This window comes from Nocardioides sp. P5_E3 (assembly GCF_054049275.1).
Map to the genome: position 1 here is coordinate 38279 of NZ_JBFUMR010000032.1, position 19532 is coordinate 57810.

General features: G+C 73.9%; 20 protein-coding genes. 8 read left to right on the forward strand and 12 right to left on the reverse strand.

Annotated features, from left to right (window positions below):
* Positions 1–94: 94 nt before the first annotated feature.
* A complete protein-coding gene (locus tag ACXJKB_RS18540) occupies positions 95–451 on the reverse strand; it encodes a winged helix-turn-helix transcriptional regulator (protein ID WP_457190973.1) in 357 nt (118 codons plus the stop codon).
* A gap of 63 nt (positions 452–514) precedes the next feature.
* Here ACXJKB_RS18540 and ACXJKB_RS18545 point away from each other — a divergent pair, with 63 nt between their 5' ends.
* Positions 515–2281, forward strand: coding sequence for an LLM class flavin-dependent oxidoreductase (locus ACXJKB_RS18545; protein ID WP_457190975.1), 1767 nt, complete (start codon positions 515–517; stop codon positions 2279–2281).
* Entirely contained in the window at positions 2185–2757 is a 573-nt protein-coding gene (locus ACXJKB_RS18550) for a BBE domain-containing protein (RefSeq protein WP_457190977.1), read from the forward strand. The genes ACXJKB_RS18545 and ACXJKB_RS18550 overlap by 97 nt, the downstream gene beginning before the upstream one ends.
* Before the next feature lie 22 nt (positions 2758–2779).
* Here the strand turns inward: ACXJKB_RS18550 and ACXJKB_RS18555 are convergent, their stop codons facing one another.
* The gene (locus tag ACXJKB_RS18555) at positions 2780–3274 is read right to left on the reverse strand and encodes a MarR family winged helix-turn-helix transcriptional regulator (protein WP_457190979.1); all 495 of its coding nucleotides are present in this window, start codon (positions 3272–3274) and stop codon (positions 2780–2782) included.
* Between the two features lie 101 nt (positions 3275–3375).
* Between ACXJKB_RS18555 and ACXJKB_RS18560 the strand changes: the two genes are divergently transcribed.
* The 3 genes from ACXJKB_RS18560 to ACXJKB_RS18570 all read left to right on the forward strand — a co-directional run bounded on the left by ACXJKB_RS18560 (position 3376) and on the right by ACXJKB_RS18570 (position 5683).
* Positions 3376–3951 (forward strand): NADPH-dependent F420 reductase, encoded by a 576-nt coding sequence (locus tag ACXJKB_RS18560; RefSeq protein WP_457190981.1) that lies wholly within the window; start codon positions 3376–3378, stop codon positions 3949–3951.
* 62 nt (positions 3952–4013) lie between these two features.
* Entirely contained in the window at positions 4014–4532 is a 519-nt protein-coding gene (locus ACXJKB_RS18565) for a VOC family protein (RefSeq protein WP_457190983.1), read from the forward strand.
* Positions 4529–5683: a luciferase domain-containing protein gene (locus ACXJKB_RS18570; RefSeq protein ID WP_457190985.1), complete on the forward strand. Its 1155-nt coding sequence runs from the start codon at positions 4529–4531 to the stop codon at positions 5681–5683. The genes ACXJKB_RS18565 and ACXJKB_RS18570 overlap by 4 nt, the downstream gene beginning before the upstream one ends.
* Before the next feature lie 104 nt (positions 5684–5787).
* Here the strand turns inward: ACXJKB_RS18570 and ACXJKB_RS18575 are convergent, their stop codons facing one another.
* The 3 genes from ACXJKB_RS18575 to ACXJKB_RS18585 all read right to left on the reverse strand — a co-directional run bounded on the left by ACXJKB_RS18575 (position 5788) and on the right by ACXJKB_RS18585 (position 8906).
* Positions 5788–5973, reverse strand: coding sequence for a hypothetical protein (locus ACXJKB_RS18575; protein WP_457190987.1), 186 nt, complete (start codon positions 5971–5973; stop codon positions 5788–5790).
* Positions 5974–6075: 102 nt separating this feature from the next.
* Positions 6076–7086, reverse strand: a complete 1011-nt coding sequence (speB, locus tag ACXJKB_RS18580) for an agmatinase (protein WP_457190989.1) — start codon at positions 7084–7086, stop codon at positions 6076–6078.
* Between the two features lie 71 nt (positions 7087–7157).
* Positions 7158–8906: a sulfatase gene (locus ACXJKB_RS18585; RefSeq protein ID WP_457190991.1), complete on the reverse strand. Its 1749-nt coding sequence runs from the start codon at positions 8904–8906 to the stop codon at positions 7158–7160.
* A 75-nt stretch (positions 8907–8981) separates the two neighbouring features.
* On the opposite strand from ACXJKB_RS18585, the gene ACXJKB_RS18590 reads away from it, so the two are divergent.
* Positions 8982–9956 carry a formylglycine-generating enzyme family protein gene (locus ACXJKB_RS18590; protein WP_457190993.1) on the forward strand — a complete coding sequence of 325 codons (975 nt, stop codon included), beginning with the start codon at positions 8982–8984 and terminating at the stop codon, positions 9954–9956.
* Positions 9957–9965: 9 nt separating this feature from the next.
* Here the strand turns inward: ACXJKB_RS18590 and ACXJKB_RS18595 are convergent, their stop codons facing one another.
* The 6 genes from ACXJKB_RS18595 to ACXJKB_RS18620 all read right to left on the reverse strand — a co-directional run bounded on the left by ACXJKB_RS18595 (position 9966) and on the right by ACXJKB_RS18620 (position 15257).
* Complete coding sequence (locus tag ACXJKB_RS18595) at positions 9966–11096, reverse strand: SGNH/GDSL hydrolase family protein (RefSeq protein ID WP_457190995.1); 1131 nt, start codon at positions 11094–11096, stop codon at positions 9966–9968.
* Positions 11093–11671, reverse strand: coding sequence for a TetR-like C-terminal domain-containing protein (locus ACXJKB_RS18600; RefSeq protein ID WP_457190997.1), 579 nt, complete (start codon positions 11669–11671; stop codon positions 11093–11095). The genes ACXJKB_RS18595 and ACXJKB_RS18600 overlap by 4 nt, the downstream gene beginning before the upstream one ends.
* Before the next feature lie 64 nt (positions 11672–11735).
* Positions 11736–13226, reverse strand: coding sequence for an MFS transporter (locus tag ACXJKB_RS18605; protein ID WP_457190999.1), 1491 nt, complete (start codon positions 13224–13226; stop codon positions 11736–11738).
* Entirely contained in the window at positions 13223–13783 is a 561-nt protein-coding gene (locus ACXJKB_RS18610) for a TetR/AcrR family transcriptional regulator (protein ID WP_457191001.1), read from the reverse strand. The genes ACXJKB_RS18605 and ACXJKB_RS18610 overlap by 4 nt, the downstream gene beginning before the upstream one ends.
* A gap of 89 nt (positions 13784–13872) precedes the next feature.
* The gene (locus ACXJKB_RS18615; protein WP_457191003.1) at positions 13873–14337 is read right to left on the reverse strand and encodes a DUF6328 family protein; all 465 of its coding nucleotides are present in this window, start codon (positions 14335–14337) and stop codon (positions 13873–13875) included.
* A gap of 71 nt (positions 14338–14408) precedes the next feature.
* The gene (locus tag ACXJKB_RS18620; protein WP_457191005.1) at positions 14409–15257 is read right to left on the reverse strand and encodes a DICT sensory domain-containing protein; all 849 of its coding nucleotides are present in this window, start codon (positions 15255–15257) and stop codon (positions 14409–14411) included.
* Positions 15258–15668: 411 nt separating this feature from the next.
* Between ACXJKB_RS18620 and ACXJKB_RS18625 the strand changes: the two genes are divergently transcribed.
* Positions 15669–15842 (forward strand): CsbD family protein, encoded by a 174-nt coding sequence (locus tag ACXJKB_RS18625; protein WP_316376736.1) that lies wholly within the window; start codon positions 15669–15671, stop codon positions 15840–15842.
* Here the strand turns inward: ACXJKB_RS18625 and ACXJKB_RS18630 are convergent.
* Complete coding sequence (locus ACXJKB_RS18630) at positions 15832–17004, reverse strand: hypothetical protein (protein WP_457191008.1); 1173 nt, start codon at positions 17002–17004, stop codon at positions 15832–15834. The genes ACXJKB_RS18625 and ACXJKB_RS18630 overlap by 11 nt on opposite strands.
* Before the next feature lie 160 nt (positions 17005–17164).
* Here ACXJKB_RS18630 and recC point away from each other — a divergent pair.
* Positions 17165–19532: exodeoxyribonuclease V subunit gamma (gene recC / locus ACXJKB_RS18635; protein WP_457191010.1), on the forward strand; the 2368-nt coding region annotated here is incomplete at its 3' end.

Consider the following 19532-nt stretch of genomic DNA (forward strand, 5'->3'; position numbering starts at 1 on the left):
CTGTCGCCGACCAGCCTTCGACCCCACGACCATCCGTCCCACCCACGCCGGCCCCACACGACCCCCACAGTCGGGGACGGACGGCCGGCTCCGGTCACTCCCCCCAGCGCAGCTGGTAGGCCATCAGGGGCTGGAGCGCGGCGAGCAGGTCGCGCCCGCGCGCCGTGAGCCGGTAGCGCACCTGGACGGGTGTGGTGGGGACGACCTCGCGCTCGACGATGTCGTGCGCCTCGAGCTCGCGGAGCCGGGCGGTGAGCAGCCGGGCCGAGAGTCCGTCGACGGCCGCCTCGACCTCGCCGAACCGTGTCGCGCCCCGCCCGAGGGCCAGCATGATCGCGCCGGTCCAGCGACGGCCGACGAACTCCAGGATCGGGGTCGCCTCGCGGCACGTCGCGTCGTCGATGAGGTCGCGGCGGTGCTCGTGCCGGGGAGCGGTGCGGGTCGAGGTCACTTACCCATCGTAAGTCACTTACCCACACTTGTCCGTCGCGCGAGCGCGGCAGATCCTTGGTCCATGCCCGACTACGGCCATCCTCTGCGCTTCGGCTCGTTCCTCACCCCCACGGCCGCGACTCCGCTCCGGCCCGTGCAGCTCACCCTGCTGAGCGAGGAGCTCGGCTACGACCTCGCGACCTTCCAGGACCACCCCTACCAGCCGTCGTTCCTCGACACGTGGACGCTGATGTCGTTCGCGGCGGCGCGCACGGAGAGGATCCACCTCTCCGGCAACGTGCTGAACCTGCCGCTCCGCCAGCCGGCCGTGCTCGCCAAGTCGGTGGCCAGCCTCGACCTGCTCAGCGGCGGCCGCGTCGCCCTCGGGCTCGGCGCAGGCGGCTTCTGGGACGCGATCGAGGCGTACGGCGGCACGCGGCTCACGCCCGGCCAGGCGGTCGACGCCCTGACCGAGGGCATCGAGGTCATCCGCGGCATCTGGGACACCGGCGATCGGTCCGTGCTCGCCGTGGACGGCACCCACCACCACGTGCGAGGTGCGAAGCGGGGGCCGGCGCCCTCCAGGCAGGTGCCGATCTGGCTCGGCGCCCTCAAGCCCCGGATGCTGCGGCTCATCGGTCGCGTCGCCGACGGTTGGCTGCCCTCACTCCCCTACCTCCAGCCCGGCGATCTCCAGCGCGGGATGACGACCATCGACGAGGCAGCCCGCGCCGCCGGCCGGGATCCGGCCGAGGTGACCCGGCTGCTCAACGTCGGCGGCGAGGCGACGGCCGACGACCTGGTCCGGCTCGCGGTCGAGGACGGCGTCAGCACCTTCATCGTGATGGGCGACGACGAGGGCGGGCTGCGCCGCTTCGCCGGCCTCTTCGACGAGGTGCGCGAGCGGGTCGCGGAGGCCCGCAGCACCAGCGGCACGAAGGAGAGGTCCCGCGTCCGCGGTCCGGCAGCGCTGGCGAGGCGACTGCCCGGCATCGCGTACGACGACCTCCCGGCCGCGCTGGCCGAGCGCGCCGTCGAGCCCGGTGATGCGGCGTACGCCCGCTACCGGTCCGGCTACCTGCGCGGCGGCGCACCCGGCCTGGCCCTGCGGCCGCGGACCGTGCCGGAGGTCCAGGGAGCAGTGGCGTTCGCGCGGGAGCACCGCGAGCTTCCGCTCGGCATCCTCAGCGCCGGTCACGGCATCTCCGGGCGGTCCCTCAACCACGGCGGGCTGGTCATCGACGTCAGCGCGCTGAGCTCGATCGAGGTCCTCGACGTCGAGGCCGGCACGGTCCGCATCGGACCCGGTGCGCGGTGGGCCGACGTCGCCAGGACGCTGGCGCCGCACGGCCTGGCGATCAGCAGCGGCGACTACGGCGGCGTGGGGGTCGGTGGGCTGGCGACCGCGGGCGGGGTGGGCTGGTTCGCTCGCTCGCACGGGCTGACCATCGACCACCTCACCGCGGTCGAGCTCGTGCTCGCCGACGGACGTGTCGTGCGTGCCACTCCCGACGACGAGCCCGACCTCTTCTGGGCCGTGCGCGGGGCGGGGTCGAACTTCGGCATCGCCACGTCCTTCGACTTCACCGCGGCGCGCGTCGGCACGATCGCGTTCGCCCAGTCGCCTTCGACGCCAGCGACACCGCCACCTTCCTCGAGCGGTGGGGTCGCGCGATCGAGGAGGCCGACCGCACGCTCACCGGCCAGGTCATCCTGGGCCAGCGGCGCGGCGGTCGGCGGATCGCGCAGGCGATGCTCGTCGTCGACGCCGCCGACCCCGAGGCCGTCGTGGAGCGGTTGCAGCCGGTCGCCGAGGTGGCGCCACTCGTGCAGCAGGACGTCGTGCTGACGACGTACGACCAGGTGATGGGGCTGTTCAGCAGCGACGAGCCGCAGCAGGGACAGGGCGAGCCGCACACCCACTCGGGACTGGCGGACCACCTCACGCCCGAGCTGTCCGCGGAGGTGGCCGACCTGCTCGACGCGGGGGCGTCGTACTTCTTCTCGATCCGGGCGGTGGGTGGCGCGGTCAGCGACGTGCCGAGCGACGCGACGGCGTACGCCGGTCGCAGCGCAGCCTTCTCGCTGTCGGGCTTCGGTGCGAGCAGTCGCTTCGACGACGCCTGGGAGCGGCTCGTGCCGCACCTGTCCGGCAGCTACCTCAGCTTCGAGACCGGGATCGGGCCGGTCTGGCTGGAGCGCGCGTTCCCGCCCGCCCACCTCGCACGACTGCGCGAGCTCAAGCGGAGGTGGGACCCCACCGGGCTCTTCCGCGACAACTTCTACATCTCGCCGGCCGTCGCCGCGGAGGGACCGGCCGCCTGAGGCGCACGACCGCGGCTGCCCCCTACTCGGACCGCTCCGGGTCGTAGAGCGCGGTCATCCGCCCGTCGGGGTCGAGCCGGGACAGGAGCGCGTCACCGATCTCCTTGAGCTGGCCGAGCTGCTCACGGGTGAGCGGGTCCAGGACGTGGTGCCGCACGGTGTCGACGTGCCCCGGCGCAGCGGCGACCACCGCGTCCCACCCGGCCTCGGTGAGGCGGGCGTTGGTGGCGCGGCCGTCCTCCGGACAGGGGAACCGCTCGACGAGCGCGCGGTCCTCGAGGCGTCGTACGACGTGGGACAGGCGCGGCAGGGTGGCGTTGGTCCGCTGGGCGAGGGCCGTCATGCGCAGGGTCCGGTCGGGAGCCTCCGAGAGCATCGCGAGCACGAGGTACTCGAAGTGGGTCGCCCCTGACGAGCTGCGCAGCTGGGTGTCGAGCACCCCCGGGAGCAGCTCGACCACTGCGATCAGGCGCAGCCAGGCCTCGCGCTCGGTCTGGTCGAGCCACTGGGTCTCCATGGGACAAGGGTAGCGTTTACTTGACGGAACAACCAATGCGTGTAGAGTGTTACTTGAAGTGACAACCAAATGGTTGCCACACCACCCCCCAGGAGCGCACCATGACGAACCTCAGCATCATCGGCACCGGCAACATGAGCCAGGCCATCGCGTCGATCGCGGCCAAGGGCGGCCACAGCGTCCAGCAGCTCGGCCAGAGCGACGTCGACACCGCCATCTCCGGTGACGTCGTCGTCCTCGCCGTCCCCTACCCGGCCGTCGCCGAGGTCATCGCCAAGCGCGGCGAGCAGCTCGCCGGCAAGGTCGTCGTCGACATCACCAACCCGCTCGACTTCGAGACCTTCGACGACCTCGTCGTCCCGGCCGACGGCTCCGCCGCCGCCGAGATCGCCGCCGCCCTGCCGGACTCCACGGTCCTCAAGGCCTTCAACACCACCTTCGCGGGCACCCTCGCCTCCAGCACCGTGGGCCCGCTGACCACCACGGTCCTGATCGCGGGTGACAACGCCGACGCCAAGGCCACCCTCGCCGGGATCGTCACCTCCGGTGGCGTCAACGCCATCGACGCCGGATCGCTCAAGCGGGCCCGTGAGCTCGAGGCCCTCGGCTTCCTGCAGCTCACCCTCGCCGCGAACGAGAAGGTCTCCTGGACCGGCGGCTTCGGCGTCGCCGCCTGACCGGCACGCCCCACCCCCACCGAGAACCCACCGACCCACCGCACCACCAGAGGAAGCGCACCATGACCGTCAACGCCGTCCGCCTCAACCACGCCGTCCTGTACGTGTCGGACCTGGAGCAGAGCATCTCCTTCTACTCCCGGGCGTTCGGCATGACGGTGATGGCGCGCGAGCCCCGCGCGAACGCCGCCTTCCTGAGGCTCCCCCGCTCGGGCAACCACCACGACCTCGGCCTGTTCGGGGTCGGCGCCCAGCCGCCACGGCCCCGCGGCGGGCTGGGGCTCTACCACCTCGCCTGGCAGGTCGACACGATCGACGAGCTCGAGCAGGCCCGCCTCACGCTGGCCGAGCTCGACGCCTACACCGGCGAGTCGAGCCACGGTGCCACCAAGAGCATCTACGGCAAGGACCCGGACGGCAACGAGTTCGAGGTGATGTGGATGCTGCCCCGCGCCGAGTGGGGCGCCTTCGCCGACGCGGCGCCCGTCGAGCGCCTCGACCTCCCCGGCGACGTACGCCGTTGGGGCGGGGTCCGCACCGCCGGCGAGCTGGTCCCGCTGGCCGAGGAAGACGTGCGATGAGCTCGGCTCCCTTCGCCCCACCGGTGGTCGCGGTGCACGGCTCCACCGACCCGACGGCGCCGCTGGTCGTGCTGCTGCACGGCCGCGGCTCCGACGAGGCCCAGATCCTCGGCCTCGCCGCGCACCTGCCGGCCGGGCCGGCGTACGCCGCGGTGCGGGCGCCGATCGCCGAGGGCGGCGGCTACGCGTGGTTCGCCAACCGCGGCATCGGGCGCCCGGTCGAGGAATCGCTGCGCAGCACGATGGACTGGTTCCGCAGCTGGCTCGACGAGGTCGCGCCCGCGGGACGTCCCGTGCTCCTCGTGGGCTTCAGCGGGGGCGCGGCCTTCGCCGGCGGCCTCGTGCTCGACGACCCGGCCCGGTTCGCCGGGGCCGCGATCCTCTACGGCACCCTCCCCTTCGAGGCGGGCCTCGCGACCGACCCCGGACGACTGGCCCACCTGCCGGTCTTCGTCGCCCAGGGCGAGGGTGACCACGTCATCCCGCGCGACCTCCTCGACCGGACCTGGCTCTACCTGCTGTCCGAGTCGGGCGCCCCGACCCTCGCCCACCGCGGGCGGGGCGGCCACCAGCTCACCGCCGACGCCGTCCACCAGCTCGGCGACTGGATCTCCCACCGCCTGACCCACGTGACCGAGCTCGGCGCCACCCCGGCCGGCCTGCGGTCGGACGTCCGCTGGGCCACGCTGCCCGACGGCGAGCTGCCGCAGCGGGCGGGCACCCGCCCCGAGGTGAGCTGGACCATCCCGCAGCAGCAGGAGTCCCAGAACGCCCCGGCGCACCTGCAGGAGCGGCTCTTCGACGAGCTCCGCACCCTGGCCGGTGTGGAGGTCGGTCCGTCCCGCATCTCCGTGCCCGGCGCGCGAGGGCTCACCCTCCGCGAGGGCTCGCCCGACCCGCAGGCGTGGCTGGTGCCGGAGGTCGGCGAGTTCGCGCACCTGCACCCGGAGCACGACGGGTCGATGCACCTCGTCCTGCCGCCCGACCTGGCCGCCGACCTCGTCACCCAGGGCTGGGGCCGGCCGCACATGTGGGCGGGATCGCGCCTCTCCCCCGGCTTCGTGATGGTCTTCGGACCGCGCGACGAAGCCGAGCTCGCCATCGTCCTCGGCGTCGTGGCTGCCAGCCACGCCTACGCGACCGCCGCGTGACGTACGTCGAGGGGCTCGTGGCCCACTGACGTAGGCAGTTCGCCGGGCGCGACCCCGCCGCCCCGCTCAGTCCCGCCTGGCTGGCGTCGAACTGCCTACGTTGGTCAGTGCGGCAGTGGGCCGTGCGCCTTCCCGCCATGCGCGTGGCGGGCGGTGGTGCCGCGCTGCTCGCGGTTCGCCCCGATCAGGAAGATGCCCATGCCGACCAGGAAGAGCGCTGCCATGGCGAAGAACACGAGCGCGATCGACGTGGGCGACCAGTCGTGCTGGGCGTACTGGTGGGTGAGCATCGGGACCTCCAGGGCTCGTCGGACCTCCAGCGTGCGCCGACCGGCCCGGTCGACGTCAGGCCCGAAGGACCCGCTCGACGGGGCCGGACGACCCGGGCCTCCCTAGCGGTCGAGCAGCGGACGGCCCGGGTCCCAGGTCGTCCCGTCGCGCTCGTCGCGCCGCTTGCGGGCGATCGCCGAGAGGGCCTCGAGGACCACACGGTTGGCCAGGGCGGCGGTGATGTCGGCGTGGTCGTAGGGCGGGCTGACCTCCACCACGTCGATCCCGACGACGGGCAGCTCGAGGCAGATCCGTCGTACGGAGTCGAGCAGCTCGCGCGCCGTCAGCCCACCGGGCTCCGGCGTGCCGGTCCCGGGCGCGTGGCCGGGGTCGCAGACGTCGATGTCGACGGAGAGGAAGACCCCTTCGCACTCGTCGGTCGCGATGCCGAAGGCCTCGGTCAGGCACTCCGTGAGCCCGCGGTGCACGATCTCGGTCATCTCGTAGGACCGCATGCGCTCCGCGGCCATCCAGTCGAGGGTCTCCGGACCGGGCCAGTAGCCGCGGAGCCCCACCTGGAGGAACCGGTCGCCGCGCAGCGCTCCCGACTCGATGAGCCGGCGCATCGGCTGGCCGTGCCCCCACAGCGAGCCGAACTCGATGTCGCCGGTGTCGGCGTGCGCGTCGAAGTGGATCATCGACACGCGGCCGTGGCCGAGCACGTTGGCCACGCCCTTGGCGTCGGGGTAGGCGATCGAGTGGTCGCCGCCGAGCACGACCGGGATCGCGCCTGCGCGGGTCACCTTCTCGACGGCCGCCTCGAGCCGGCCGAGGGTGGTCTCGATGTCGCCGGGCGGCAGCTCGACGTCGCCGGCGTCGACGACCTCGAGGTCCTGCAGCGCGTCGGTGCGCAGCGCCAGCGAGGGCCGCGAGCCGTCGTGCGGCAGGTAGTCGGTCATCCGGATGGCCTGCGGGCCGAAGCGCGTGCCCGGCCGGTGCGACGTGCCACCGTCGAACGGCGCCCCGACGACCACGACGTCCGCGCCGGCGTACGTCGCCTCGTCGTCGAGGTCGCACGCCGGGACGCCGAGGAAGGTGATGTCGGGGCCGAACTGAGCGCCGTAGCGTGCCATGGGCCGACTCTAGGGTCTGACGTGCACGACGGGCCCGGACGCACGCGTCCGGGCCCGTCGGGTGGTGGCTGCTACGGCCGGGGCAGCACGAACGGGACCGGCTGGCCCGCGGTGACGGTGATCGTCTCGCCGCGGCGTCGGGTGATCGTGCCGTTGGCGTAGGTCTCGCCCCTGACGTCCTCGATCACGCGCGGCGGCTGCCCTGCCCGCAGCGTCGCGAGCGGCGCGTCGGTCTCGTCGAGCCAGGCGATCAGCTTCTGGCCGAGGCGGTGCACCTGGCCCGGCCGGTCGGCCGCGAGGTCGGTGGTCTCGCCGATGTCGGTCGTCAGGTCGTAGAGCTCGAAGGAGCCGTCGGTGTACTCGTAGTAGAGCTTCCAGCGGCCGTCGCGGACGCTCGAGAACGGTCGCGACTGCACCTGGCCGCCGAACCGGACGTAGCCGGGGACGTGGTGGAAGTGGTCGCGGTTGATCTTCGTGCCCTTGCTGAAGGCCGGCTTCAGGTCGACGCCGTCGAGCGGGACACCAGCGGGCAGCTCGGCCTGCGCGTAGGACGCGAGCGTCGTGTAGAGGTCGGTGCTGTTGACGATCGTGTCGTTGGTGCGCCCGCCGCCGCGGACGAGGTCGGAGCCACCGCTCCACACGATCCACGGCACGCGCACGCCACCCTCGTACATGAACCCCTTGTCCTCACGGAGCGGGCCGTTCCAGGCGCCCGCCTCGATCGGGTCCTCCTCGCCGCCGTTGTCGGAGGTGAAGATGACGAGCGTGTTGTCGGCGAGCGGCTTGCCGCCGTTGCGCGGGTCGGGGGTGGTCTCGAGGTGGTCGACGATGCGGGCCACCGACTGGTCGACAGCCTCGGTCAGCGCGGCGTACGACGGCTTCGCGGGGGCCGAGCCCGGCGCCTTCGCGCGGTACTTCGCGAGCAGGTCGGAACGGGCCTGGGCGTCGTTGACCGGGAAGTGCGGCGCGAACTCGCTGACGAAGGCGAAGAAGGGCTCGTCCTTGCTGCGGTCGATGAAGTCGATGGCCGCATCGGTCTGCGCGTCGGTCACGTGCTTGTCGGTGCCGACCAGGGCGTCGAGCTGGGCGTCACTCACACCGTGGCTGTAGGGCGCGATGTTCGCGTCGACGTAGTCCTGGGTGTAGTCCGCCGCGAACTGGTCGAGGCTCGGCGAGACCGAGTCGTTGAACTGGTCGTTCGTCGCGAAGTAGTAGGTGGCGTGCGAGTTCTGGCTTCCCCCCCAGTTCTCGTCGAAGCCGTGGCTCGCGACGATCTCGTCCGCGGACCCGGCCACGTGGAACTTGCCGGAGTAGCCGGTGGCGTAGCCGGCGCCCTGCAGGGTCTCGCCGATGGTCGGGTAGCCGACCGGGACCGCCGAGCGGCCGTCCTCGGGCCGACCGTGCGGCGCGCCGAGCAGGGGGTCGCCCGCCTGGCCGGCGATCCCGCTCACCGCGTAGGTGTTGTTGGTCGGGCGGGTGGCGTACTGGCCGGTGTGGAGCGCGGTGCGGGTGGGGCTGCACTGCACGGAGGCGTACGCCTCGGTGAAGCTCTGCCCCTCCGCCGCGAGCCGGTCGAGCTGCGGGGTCTCGTTGAAGTCGTTGGCGTAGCCGCCGTTGGGCAGGCCGCTGCTGAGGTCGGCCCAGCCGAGGTCGTCGGCCATGACGAAGACGAGGTTGGGGCGCGGCGCCTGCGACGAGGCCGGCTTGGCGGGCGCGGCGCTGGCGGTGCCGGCCTGCGTGCCGCCGAGGGCGGGGGCGACGCTGGCCAGGGTGAGGACGGCTGGCGCGGCGATCGCCGTGAGCAGCTTCCGAGATGGCATGTGGTTCCTTCCGGGGTGAGTAAGTCAACTGACCCTATCGACTTACTCTGGCCCGTCCTGTGTAGCGTCCGTCCCATGACCACCGAACCGGCCTCCTGCTGCGCGCCGACGGCCGGCCGCACCGACCCCGGTGCCGCGTCGTCGCAGGTCCGGAGCGGCGGGCGGAGCACCCGCGGCCAGGTCCGGATCCCGGGATCGACGTTCTGGATGGGCGACAGCCACGGTGACGGCTACGTCGCCGACGGGGAGGGCCCCGTGCACGCGGTCCGCGTCTCGCCTTACCTCATCGACACCAAGGCCGTGACCAACGCGCAGTTCGCCTCCTTCGTGAAGGCCACGGGCCACGTGACCGAGGCGGAGCGCGACGGCGTGTCCGCGGTGTTCCACCTCGCCGTGCAGGCCGCACCGGCCGACGTCCTGCAGCGGGCCGCCGGCGTGCCGTGGTGGCTGGCCGTACGGGGTGCCGACTGGCGCCACCCGGCCGGGCCGCTCTCGGACATCGGCGACCTGCAGAACCACCCGGTCGTGCACGTCTCCTGGCGTGACGCCCAGGCCTACTGCCGCTGGGCCGGCAAGCGGCTGCCGACCGAGGCCGAGTGGGAGCACGCCGCCCGCGGCGGCCTCGACCGCGCGCGCTACCCCTGGGGCGACGAGCTCACCCACGGCGGCCGCTGGCGCTGCAACATCTGGCAGGGCGACTTCCCCCGGCACAACACGCTCGAGGACGGGCACCTCACGACCGCGCCAGCGACCGCGTTCCAGCCCAACGGCTACGGGCTGCACAACACCGTCGGCAACGTGTGGGAGTGGTGCCAGGACGCGTTCCGCCCGACGGAGTACGCCGACCGCGCCGGGGAGGTCCCGGTCGCCGACCCGATCGCGGCGGAGCCGGACGACACGGCCGACGGCCTCGTCAGCCGGGTCATGCGCGGCGGGTCCTACCTCTGCCACGACAGCTACTGCAACCGCTACCGCGTCGCGGCGCGCTCCTCGAACACCGCCGAGTCCTCCTCGGGCAACATCGGCTTCCGCTGCGCCAACGACGCCTGACCGCGCCGGCTACCAGTCCCCGAGGGCCGCGAACCGCTCGCCGATGAGCCGGTGGGTGGCGGAGTCCGGGTGGAGGTTGTCGGGCAGCGGCAGCCGCTCGGCGTCCGCCGGGCCGTAGAGCGCGAGCCCGTCGACGTACGACAGGTGGGGGTCGTCGCGCCGCTCGACGACCTGGGCGAGCACCTCGCGCACCACCTCGAGGGTCAGCGCTCCTCGAGCCACCGCCTCCGGGTCGCCGGTGGCGACGAAGGCGACCCGGCCCTCGGCGAGCGCCTGCATGTCGGGTCCGGTCGGTCCGGGCACGCTCTCGTGGATGCCGCAGAAGACGGACGAGACGAGACGGATCGGCGTGGTGGGGTGGCCGTCGCGGATCGTGTCGAGCCAGCCGTGAAGGGCCGGCCCCAGGGCGCGACGGCGCAGCAGGTCCTGGTTGACCAGGTTGATCCCGAGCTTGAGGCTGATCACGTCGGCCGGGGTGTCGCGGATGATGCGGGCGACGAACGGGTCCAGCAGGGCGCTGCCGCCGAGGCCGAGGTTGACCAGGTCGAGCCCCGCCAGCCGGGCGGCGACGACCGGCCACGGCTCGGTCGGGTGGACCGCGACGGAGCCGTGGCTGACGGAGCTGCCGTGGTGCACCCAGCGGCGACGGTCGTCCACGACCGGGGCCACCGGGGCGTCCGCCCGGAGGGCGATCAGCTCGGTCTGCTCGTCGTGGGGCAGCCAGACCTCGACGTCCGCCTCGCCCGCGGGCAGCGCGATGACGAGGGTCGTCGGCTCTCCGGCGGTGAAGGTGCTGGCACCGGTCATCATGTCGACGTCGAGCACGTTGCCGCCGGGCGCCTGCTGACGGTCGACGAGCTCGCCGCCGACCAGCACGTCGTACCAGCCGGCGGGCCGCGCCGGGGCGCCGACGTAGCGCCGCTTGGTGGGCAGCACGTCGAGCTCGAGGCGGGTGGCCGCGGTGCGCAGCGCGAGGCGTACGCCGGCGGGCTGGGCCTCGACGAGGTGGAGCTGCGGGTCGTCGGACTGGCGCCGCGCCCACGCGGGCAGCCGGTGGGGCAGCAGGCCGCGGCCGGTGCGCTCGAGCTCGAGGGCCCCCTTCACGAGGGCAGCCAGGGCGTCGAGGGACAGGTCGGTCATCGGGTCTCCCAGGAGCGGAGCAGGGTGTCGAGGCCGTCGATCACGCGCTCCCACGTGTCGTCGGACGCAGGCGCGGACGGCCCGCCGTGGCTGAAGGCGCCGGCCGCGTCGAGCGCGGCGTAGCCGTGGAACGTGGCGCCGAGCAGGCGCACGGCGTGCGTCTCGTCGTCGCCGGACAGGGCGTAGCCCCGCAGCGCCGCGCGCGACAGCTCGGCGTGGCGCGGGCCGGCACTGGCGGCGGCGGTCGACGCGTCGAGCGGCAGCCGGGTGGCGGCGTAGCGGCCGGGGTGTCGGCGGGCGTAGCCGCGCCAGACGCCGCCGACGGCCGCCAGCGCGGAGCGTCCGCTGACCCCGGCAAGGGCGTCGGCGACCAGGCCGGCGGTCTCGTCCAGGGCCAGCAGCGCGACCCGGGTGCGGACGTCGGCGCCGCTGCGCACGTGGGTGTAGAGGCTGGGGGTCGCGACCCCGAAGTGCTTGCCGAGCGCGGTCAGCGTCACCCCGTCGAGCCCGACGTCGTCGGCGAGGTCGGCGGCGGCCTCCGCCACCCGGGCGCTCGTGAGTCCTGCGCGTGGCACGGCGACTCCTTCCTGATGACCTGAGGCTTGAACCTTAGGTCATTAGGTTGGGGTGACCAAACCGTCAGTGGTGGGCGTCGTCCAGGGTGAGGTCGGCCGGCACCAGCCGCCAGACGGCGTACGCCGACACTCCGGCGAGCACGGCCCCGACCGCCCCGACCGAGGCGAAGGCGCTGACGAACGCGTCGGCGGCCTCGGCGAACCACGGTCCGCCGACGGCGCCCGCGACGGACTCGCGCGCGGCGCCGTCCGCGCCGGTGGGCAGCCCGGCTCGGTAGACCGCGCCGACGAGGCTGCCCAGGAAGGTGATGCCGAGGACGGCGCCGAGCTCGTAGGTGATCTCCTCGATCGCCGCGGCGGAGCCGGCCTGGTCGTCGGTGGCCGCGCCCATGATGAGGGCGGAGCCGAGGCCCAGGGACGAGGTGCCGAGCCCGACGATGCCGAACGCCACCGCGACCCAGACGTACGTCGTCGGCACGACCGCGAGCAGCCCGAGCCCGACCGCGAGCACGAGCAGGCCACCGGACAGCACGATGCGGGGGCTGGTCCGCTCCGCCAGCGCGGGCGCGAAGGGAGACGCGACCATCGCGCCGACCGCGAGCGGCAGCAGCGCGAGGCCTGCCTCCAGCGGGCTCCAGCCCTCGACGAGCTGGAGCCACTGGCTGCCCACGAAGAGCACCGCCGCCATCGCGGCACTGCTGGCCAGCGCCGCCACGACGCCGGCCCGGAGCACCGGCTCGGCGAACAGGCGGACGTCGAGCATCGGACGGTCGGAGGTGAGCGCCTTGCGGGCGAAGGCGGCCAGCATCCCGACGCCCAGCGCGAGCAGCACGAGGGTGGGGAGCTCGGGGCCGTGCTTGCCCAGCAGCTTGGCGGCGTAGACGAACGCCGTCATGCCGCCGGCCGACAGGAGCACCCCGACGAGGTCGATGCGGCCGGGGCGGGCCGACCGGTTCTCCCGCAGCAGCCAGGCGGCGGCCACGATCGCGACCACCATCAGCGGCACGTTGACCAGGAACGCGGCGTGCCAGCTGAACCGCTCCAGCAGGGCACCGCCGACCACGGGTCCGACGGCCGCGCCGAGGGCGGCCGTGGCACCCMAGATGCTGAGGGCGAGCGTGCGCTCGCGGGCGTCGGCGAAGACGGCGCGGATCAGCGACAGCGTCGAGGGCATCACCATCGCGCCCCCGACGCCGAGCAGGGCACGGATCGCGATGACGGCGGCGGCGCTGTCCGCCCAGAGGATGGCGATCGAGCCGACGGCGAAGGCGGCGTAGCCGGTGAGCAGCATCCGCTTGCGTCCCCAGCGGTCGCCGAGCGCGGTGACCGGGATGAGCAGGCCGGCCAGCGCGAGGGCGTACGCGTCGACGACCCACAGCTGGGAGACCGAGGTGAGGTGCAGCTCGGCGGCCATCTCGGGCAGGGCGACGTTGAGGATGGTCATGTCCATCACGACCACCAGCAGGCTGGCGGCCAGGACGGCGAGCGCCCACCAGCGCCGGGGGTCGAGCTCCACCCGTGGCGGGTCGAGGCGCGCGTGCCGGTGCGTGGTCATCGCGTGGCCACGCCGGCGAGCAGGGACGACAGCACGAGCTGCCCGGCGTCGCGCCGGGCGATGTCACCGATGCGGACGGCCTCGCGCGCTGCGACCAGGAGGCCGTAGGTGACGTGGCCGAACCAGCGCAGGGGCAGGTCGCGCCGCAGCACCCCGGCCTCCTGCGCCGCCGCGACCAGCACCGCCTCGCGATCGGCGAGGACCTGCGTCCGCTCCTCGAGCGCCGCGTTCGCGAGGATGACGTGGTCGGTCAGCGCGAAGCCGAACGCGTCGGAGTCGTCGACGTAGGCGAGCACGAGCACCTCGAGCGCCTCGCGCAGGCGGACCGGGTCGCCCTCGGCCGCGAGCGCCTCCACACCGGCCTCGTCGAGACGCTGCTCCCACCGGTCGAGCGAGCGCGTGCCCAGCTCGACGAGCAGGGCCTCACGGGAGTCGAAGTGCCGGTGCATCGTGGCGCGGCTGATGCCGACGGCCTCGGCGATCCCGGCCATCGACGCCGCAGGGTCGGCGTTGAGCAGGCGCTGGGCGGCGCCCAGCACGTCGTCGCGGTTCGGCATGGCGGCCCCTCTCGATGTGAGACATCAGTGTCTCACATGAGACACCAGTGTCTCAACCTCGATCGGGACTCGCGTCGAGCACCGCGTCGTCAGCTGTCGCTCGCGACCCGCTTCGGCAGCACGAGCAGCAGGCCCGCGAGCACGACCACGGCGCCCACCGCACCCGCTGCGGCCGCCTTCCGGTCGAAGACCATGTCGACGACGAGGAAGAAGATCCCGCCCATCAGCACGGCGATCATCCCGAGGGCCACGCTGGTCAGCCGGTGGCCCGCCTGGACGAGCTCCGGCTTGGCGTCGGACTGGAACACGCGCCGGTGGATGGCCACGGGGGCGAGCATCACGCCGACGGTGCTCAACGCGAGTGCCAACAGGCAGACGTACCAGGCCCGCTGGAAGGAGTCGAGCTCCTCGAACCGCGACTGGAACGGGAGCGTGACCAGGAAGCCGGCGAGCACCTGGACGCCGGTCTGGCTCACGCGGAGCTCCTGCAGCAGCTCGTTCCAGTTGCGGTCCGCCCGCTCCTGCGGGGTCTCGTCACGTGCCTGGTCAGCCACCTCTCGACGCTACTCCCGGCGCGGCGCACGCCCACCCCCTGACGGGTGAGCAGGGGTGCGCCGCAGCCCGCTCAGCGCGGGTCGAGCTCGGCGAGGGCGCGCAGCCAGGTGCGGTCGGCGTCGACCGCGGACGTCGTCCGCACCGGAGCGGTCACGTCGAGGAGCCGCGCCGCCGCCGGGGGTACGTCGCCCCCCGCCGCGCGCACGGCCCCGGCGAGCACCCGACCCGCCGCCGTCGCGGCTCCGCGGTGGGTGCTGATGACCGCCTCGTAGGTCGGCGGACCCTGAGCCGCCGGCACCTCCCACGCGGCAACGAGGGCGGCGTACGACTCGCCCAGGCAGACCACGGCCCACTCCCGGCGCAGCGGGGAGTCGCCCGGCAGCTGGCAGCGCACCGGGGAGGCCTCGAGGTCGGCGCCCGGGTCGGTGTCGGCGTCGAAGTCCGCCACGACCGCGGCCCACGCCGCGGTGCGGCCGAGCTCCTCCCAACGGTGCCGCGAGGACGCGTAGCGGTGACCGAGCTGGAAGGCACCCAGCACGACCGACCGGTCGCCGCGGGCGAGGCACTCGTCCTCGACCGCGTGGGAGGCGGCGATCAGTGCGCGCCGGTGCAGGCGGAGCGGACGTGCGCCGGGGACGGCCTCGGCGGCTGCGGCGAACGCCGATCGCTCCTCGCCCACGTCCTGCGCCCGCACCACGGAGTCGATCGCCACCTGCAGGGGGAGGCCGGAGTCGCGGACCTCCAGCACCTGTCGCACCAGCGCCACGTCGACGTCGGTGAAGCGGCGGTGCCCCGAGGCCGAACGCTCGCCGCGGGGAAACCCGAACCTGTTCTCCCAGGTGCGCAGCACCCCCGGCGTCACGCCCGCGCGCGCCGCCAGCACGCCGATGCTGAACCCTTCCGTGACCCCGTCCGCCACGTGCCCTCCTCAGAAAGTTCATCGCCTGACCTTGTCAGACGTGTCTGGATAACTTATACAGATGTGTAGAGGTTTTGTCGCATCCAGCCGACTGCCACCCACCGGACGTCAGGAGACTCCCATGGTCACCGTGATCCTCATCAGCACCGCCGCCATCCTCGTCGCGATCGTCGGCTGCGCCGTCATCTGGCGGATGGACGCGCTCCGGGCGGACGAGATCGAGCACACCCCGCCCCCCCGAGCGCCTCCGCCCGCAGCTCGGCGGCACGAACGAGTCCCTCCCCGCGTCACTGCGGTCGACTTGACCGCGACCCGGTCCACCCGCACGGGTGTGGTGTGCACCCACCCCCGTGGCAGGTTGGATGTCAGGACCACCTGGTCCGCACCGACGACACACCAGGAGGAACGACGATGGGTCTGGACGACAAGTTCGACAACAAGACCGACGAGCTCAAGGGCAAGGCGAAGGAAGCCACCGGCAAGGCGACCGACGACGAGAAGCTCGAGGCCGAGGGCCGGGGCGACCAGGCCGGGGCCAACGTCAAGCAGGCCGGCGAGAAGATCAAGGACGCCTTCAAGAGCTGACGGGCGATCCTGCCCACACGTGCCCGCCGTCGCCCGCATCGGCGACGACCAGCACCTCACCGCCGGCGGCCACCATCAACGTGTGGTCGCCGGCGGTCTGTGGTTCGAGGGGGACCTCCACCCGCTGCCACTCCCTGCCGTCGCCGGTGTGCCACAGCTCGTAGTGGTCGCCGGTGCTGACGGTCGCCATCACCCCGATCGGCGTGGTCGCCAGCGAGGCGACGTACGGCGCCCCGCGCCACGACTCCGCGATCCGGCCGAACTCCACCGGGTCCTGCCACCCGTCGTCGTCGCGCACCCAGGCGGCGTACGTGTCGTCGCTGCGGCCCACGGCCAGCAGCCGCCCGTCGTCGAGCCGCGTCACGCGGTGCGCGTCCTGAGCCCCAGGGGTCGCCGGCATGTCCTCGGGCGTCCACGACAGGCCGTCGGGCGAGGTCCAGGCGAGCGGGTCCGGTTCGAGGTGACGGCCCGTGCGGGCGCCCGCACCCACCACGAGCCACTCCTCGCCGGTCCAGCCCGCGCCCTGCGCGAGCGACTCCAGGTCGCCGTCGTCGGTCAGGCCGGGCTCGGCCTCGACCAGGGTGAACTCGCGCGGGTCGTCGGTGACCCACACCCCGGGCCCCGAGGTCCGGTTGCCCGTGATCAGCCAGCCGGCCGGGCCGCCTGCGATCGGTCCGACGTTGGTCGCGCTGACGCCGCCGTACTGCGTGAACACGGTGCGTACGTCGACGAGGGTCTCGCCGTCCAGCCAGAAGGTCGTCACCCGCGGGTTGCCGTGGGCGCCGCCGGACCGGGCTCCCACCACGGCGATCCGGTCGCGTGAGCAGGCGATCGAGTTGAGGATCGCCCGGCGGCCCCAGTAGGTGTGCGCCTCGATCGGCACCGGCTCCCACCGCTCCCGGTCGGCGGAGAACCACAGCGCCGGGCGGGTGTCGCGGGTCTCGGTCGGCCGGTCGAGGAACACCGCCCCGGCGACCCACCACCCCTCGCCGCACTCCACGGCGTCGCGCACGACCGTACGACCGGGCGGGCCGGGGTGGGCTGGCAGCGGGTGCTCGGCCCAGGTCATCTCCAGGCGCTCCGGCGGGGGCGGCTCGTCCTCGCAGGCCACGAGCGGCAGCGCGCCGAGCAGCGCCACCGCGACGAGGGCCAGGCTCCGCACCCACCGATCATGGCGCATCGGGGCGCCGGACCGGGGTAGGTGCCGGACACGACCCGAGGCCGCGACCCCGACCGCGTCGACCCCTCGAAGCAGAGCGGTCCCGTCCACAGCCGACCGCGCCGCCCGCGCGGGTGTCGGTCACCGCTCATAGGGTGGCGCCGTGACCCTGCACCTCCACGCCGCCGAGCGCACCGACGCGCTCGCCGACGGCCTCGCGGACCTGCTGGTCACCCCGCTCCCCGACCCGTTCGCGCGCGAGGTCGTCGTCGTGCCCGCGCGCGGGGTGGAGCGGTGGCTCACCCAGCGGCTCTCGCACCGGCTCGGTGTGGGCACCCGCGGCGGCGACGGCGTGTGCGCCGGCGTCGACTTCGTGACGCCCCACTCGCTGGTGTCGATGCTGCTCGATCGCGACGCCGAGGACCCCTGGAGCCCCGACCGGCTGGCGTGGCCGCTGCTCGAGGTGGTCGACGAGGCGATGGGCGCGCCGGGCTTCGAGGACCTCACCACCCACCTCGGCGGCGGCGACCCGGCCGACGAGCGGTCGGCCCGCCGCTACGCCGTGGCTCGCCGGCTCGCCGGCCTGTTCTCCTCCTACGCCGTCCAGCGCCCGCAGCTCGTCCGCGACTGGCGGGCGGGCGACGACACCGACGGGGCCGGCGGCCCGCTCGATCCCGACCTGCAGTGGCAGGCCGAGCTGTGGCGCCGGCTCGTCGCCCGCGTCGAGGCGCCCGCACCCGACCTGCGCCACGCCACGACGCTCGCGCAGCTGCGCGACGGTGGCGACGGCCTCGACCTCCCCGCCCGGCTCTCGCTGTTCGGGCACACCCGCCTGCCCGTGACCGAGGTCGAGCTGCTGCGTGCCCTCGGTGAGCACCGCGACGTCCACCTGTGGCTGCCCCAGCCGTCCCCCGCGCTGTGGGAGGCGCTGGCGCCGGCGGCCGCCGCGGGGCCGGTGGCGCGCGCCGACGACCGGTCCGCCGACGTGGTCGGGCACCCCCTGCTCGCCTCGCTGGGTCGCGACTCCCGCGAGCTGCGCCGCACGCTCGGCGACCTGACGGCCGAGCAGCACCCCGCGGGCCACGCCGACCCGGCCACCCTGCTCGGCTGGCTGCAGGCCGACCTCCGCGCCAACCGGGTGCCCGACCCGAGCGAGGCCGCCACGCGGGTGCGCGCGGGCGTCGACCTCTCGGTGCAGGTGCACGCCTGCCACGGGACTGCGCGACAGGTCGACGTGCTCCGCGAGGTGCTGGTCGGGCTCCTCGAGGACGACCCGACGCTCGAGCCTCGCGACATCCTCGTCATGTGCCCCGACATCGAGACCTACGCGCCGCTCATCTCGGCCGGCTTCGGCCTGGCCGACGTGACCCGTGAGGACGTCGGGCACCCGGCCCACCGGCTCCGCGTCCGCCTGGCCGACCGGTCGCCCGGCGCCACCAACCCGCTCCTCGGCGTCGCCGCCGACCTCGTCGAGCTGGCGGCCGGCCGGATGACCGCCACCTCCGTCCTCGACCTCGCCGCGTCCGAGCCGGTGCGGGCCCGCTTCGGCTTCACCGACGACCACCTCGAGCGGATGGCCAGGTGGGTCGACCAGGCGGCCATCCGCTGGGGCTACGACCGCGACCACCGGGCCGCGTTCGGGCTCGACCTCGACGCCAACACGTGGCTCTCGGGCCTGCAGCGCGTCCTCCTGGGTGCGGCGATGTCCGGCGAGGGACACCGGTTCGTCGGCAGCACGCTCCCGCTCGACGACGTCGGCGACGGCCACCTCGACCTCGTCGGGAGCTTCGCGGAGATGGTCGACCGCCTCCACACCTTCGTGCGGGCGGCCTCGTCCGCGACGTCCGTCGCCGACTGGACGACCGCCCTCGGCCGGGCGGTGCACGGGCTCACCCTCAGCGGGTCAGACGACGCGTGGCGGGTCGCGCAGTTCGACCGCGAGCTGGTCCGCATCTCGGCCGGGGTCGGCGACCACGAGACCCGCCTGCGCCACGCCGACGTACGCGCCCTGCTGCGCCACCGGCTGCGCGGACGGCCGACGCGGAGCAACTTCCGCACCGGCACCCTCACCGTGTGCACGATGGTGCCGATGCGCTCGGTCCCGCACCGCGTGGTGTGCCTCGTCGGGCTCGACGACGGCGTCTTCCCGCGCCTCGAGGCCGTCGACGGCGACGACGTCCTGGCCCGGCGGCCGATGACCGGTGAGCGCGACATCCGCTCCGAGGACCGGCAGCTGCTCCTCGACGCGATCGGTGCGGCGACCGAGACGCTGGTCGTGACCTACGCCGGCCGCGGCGAGCACACCAACGACGACAAGCCGCCCGCGGTGCCGCTCGGGGAGCTCCTCGACGCGCTCGACCGCACGAGCAGCGCGCCCGTGCGCGACGACGTGCTGGTGCACCACCCGCTCCAGCCCTTCGACGAGGCCAACCTGACCGCCGGTGCTCTCGTCGGCGCCCTCGACCGGCCGTTCTCCTTCGACCGCACGGCGCTCGCCGGCGCCCGGGCCGCGCGGGCGCCGCAGCCGGCGC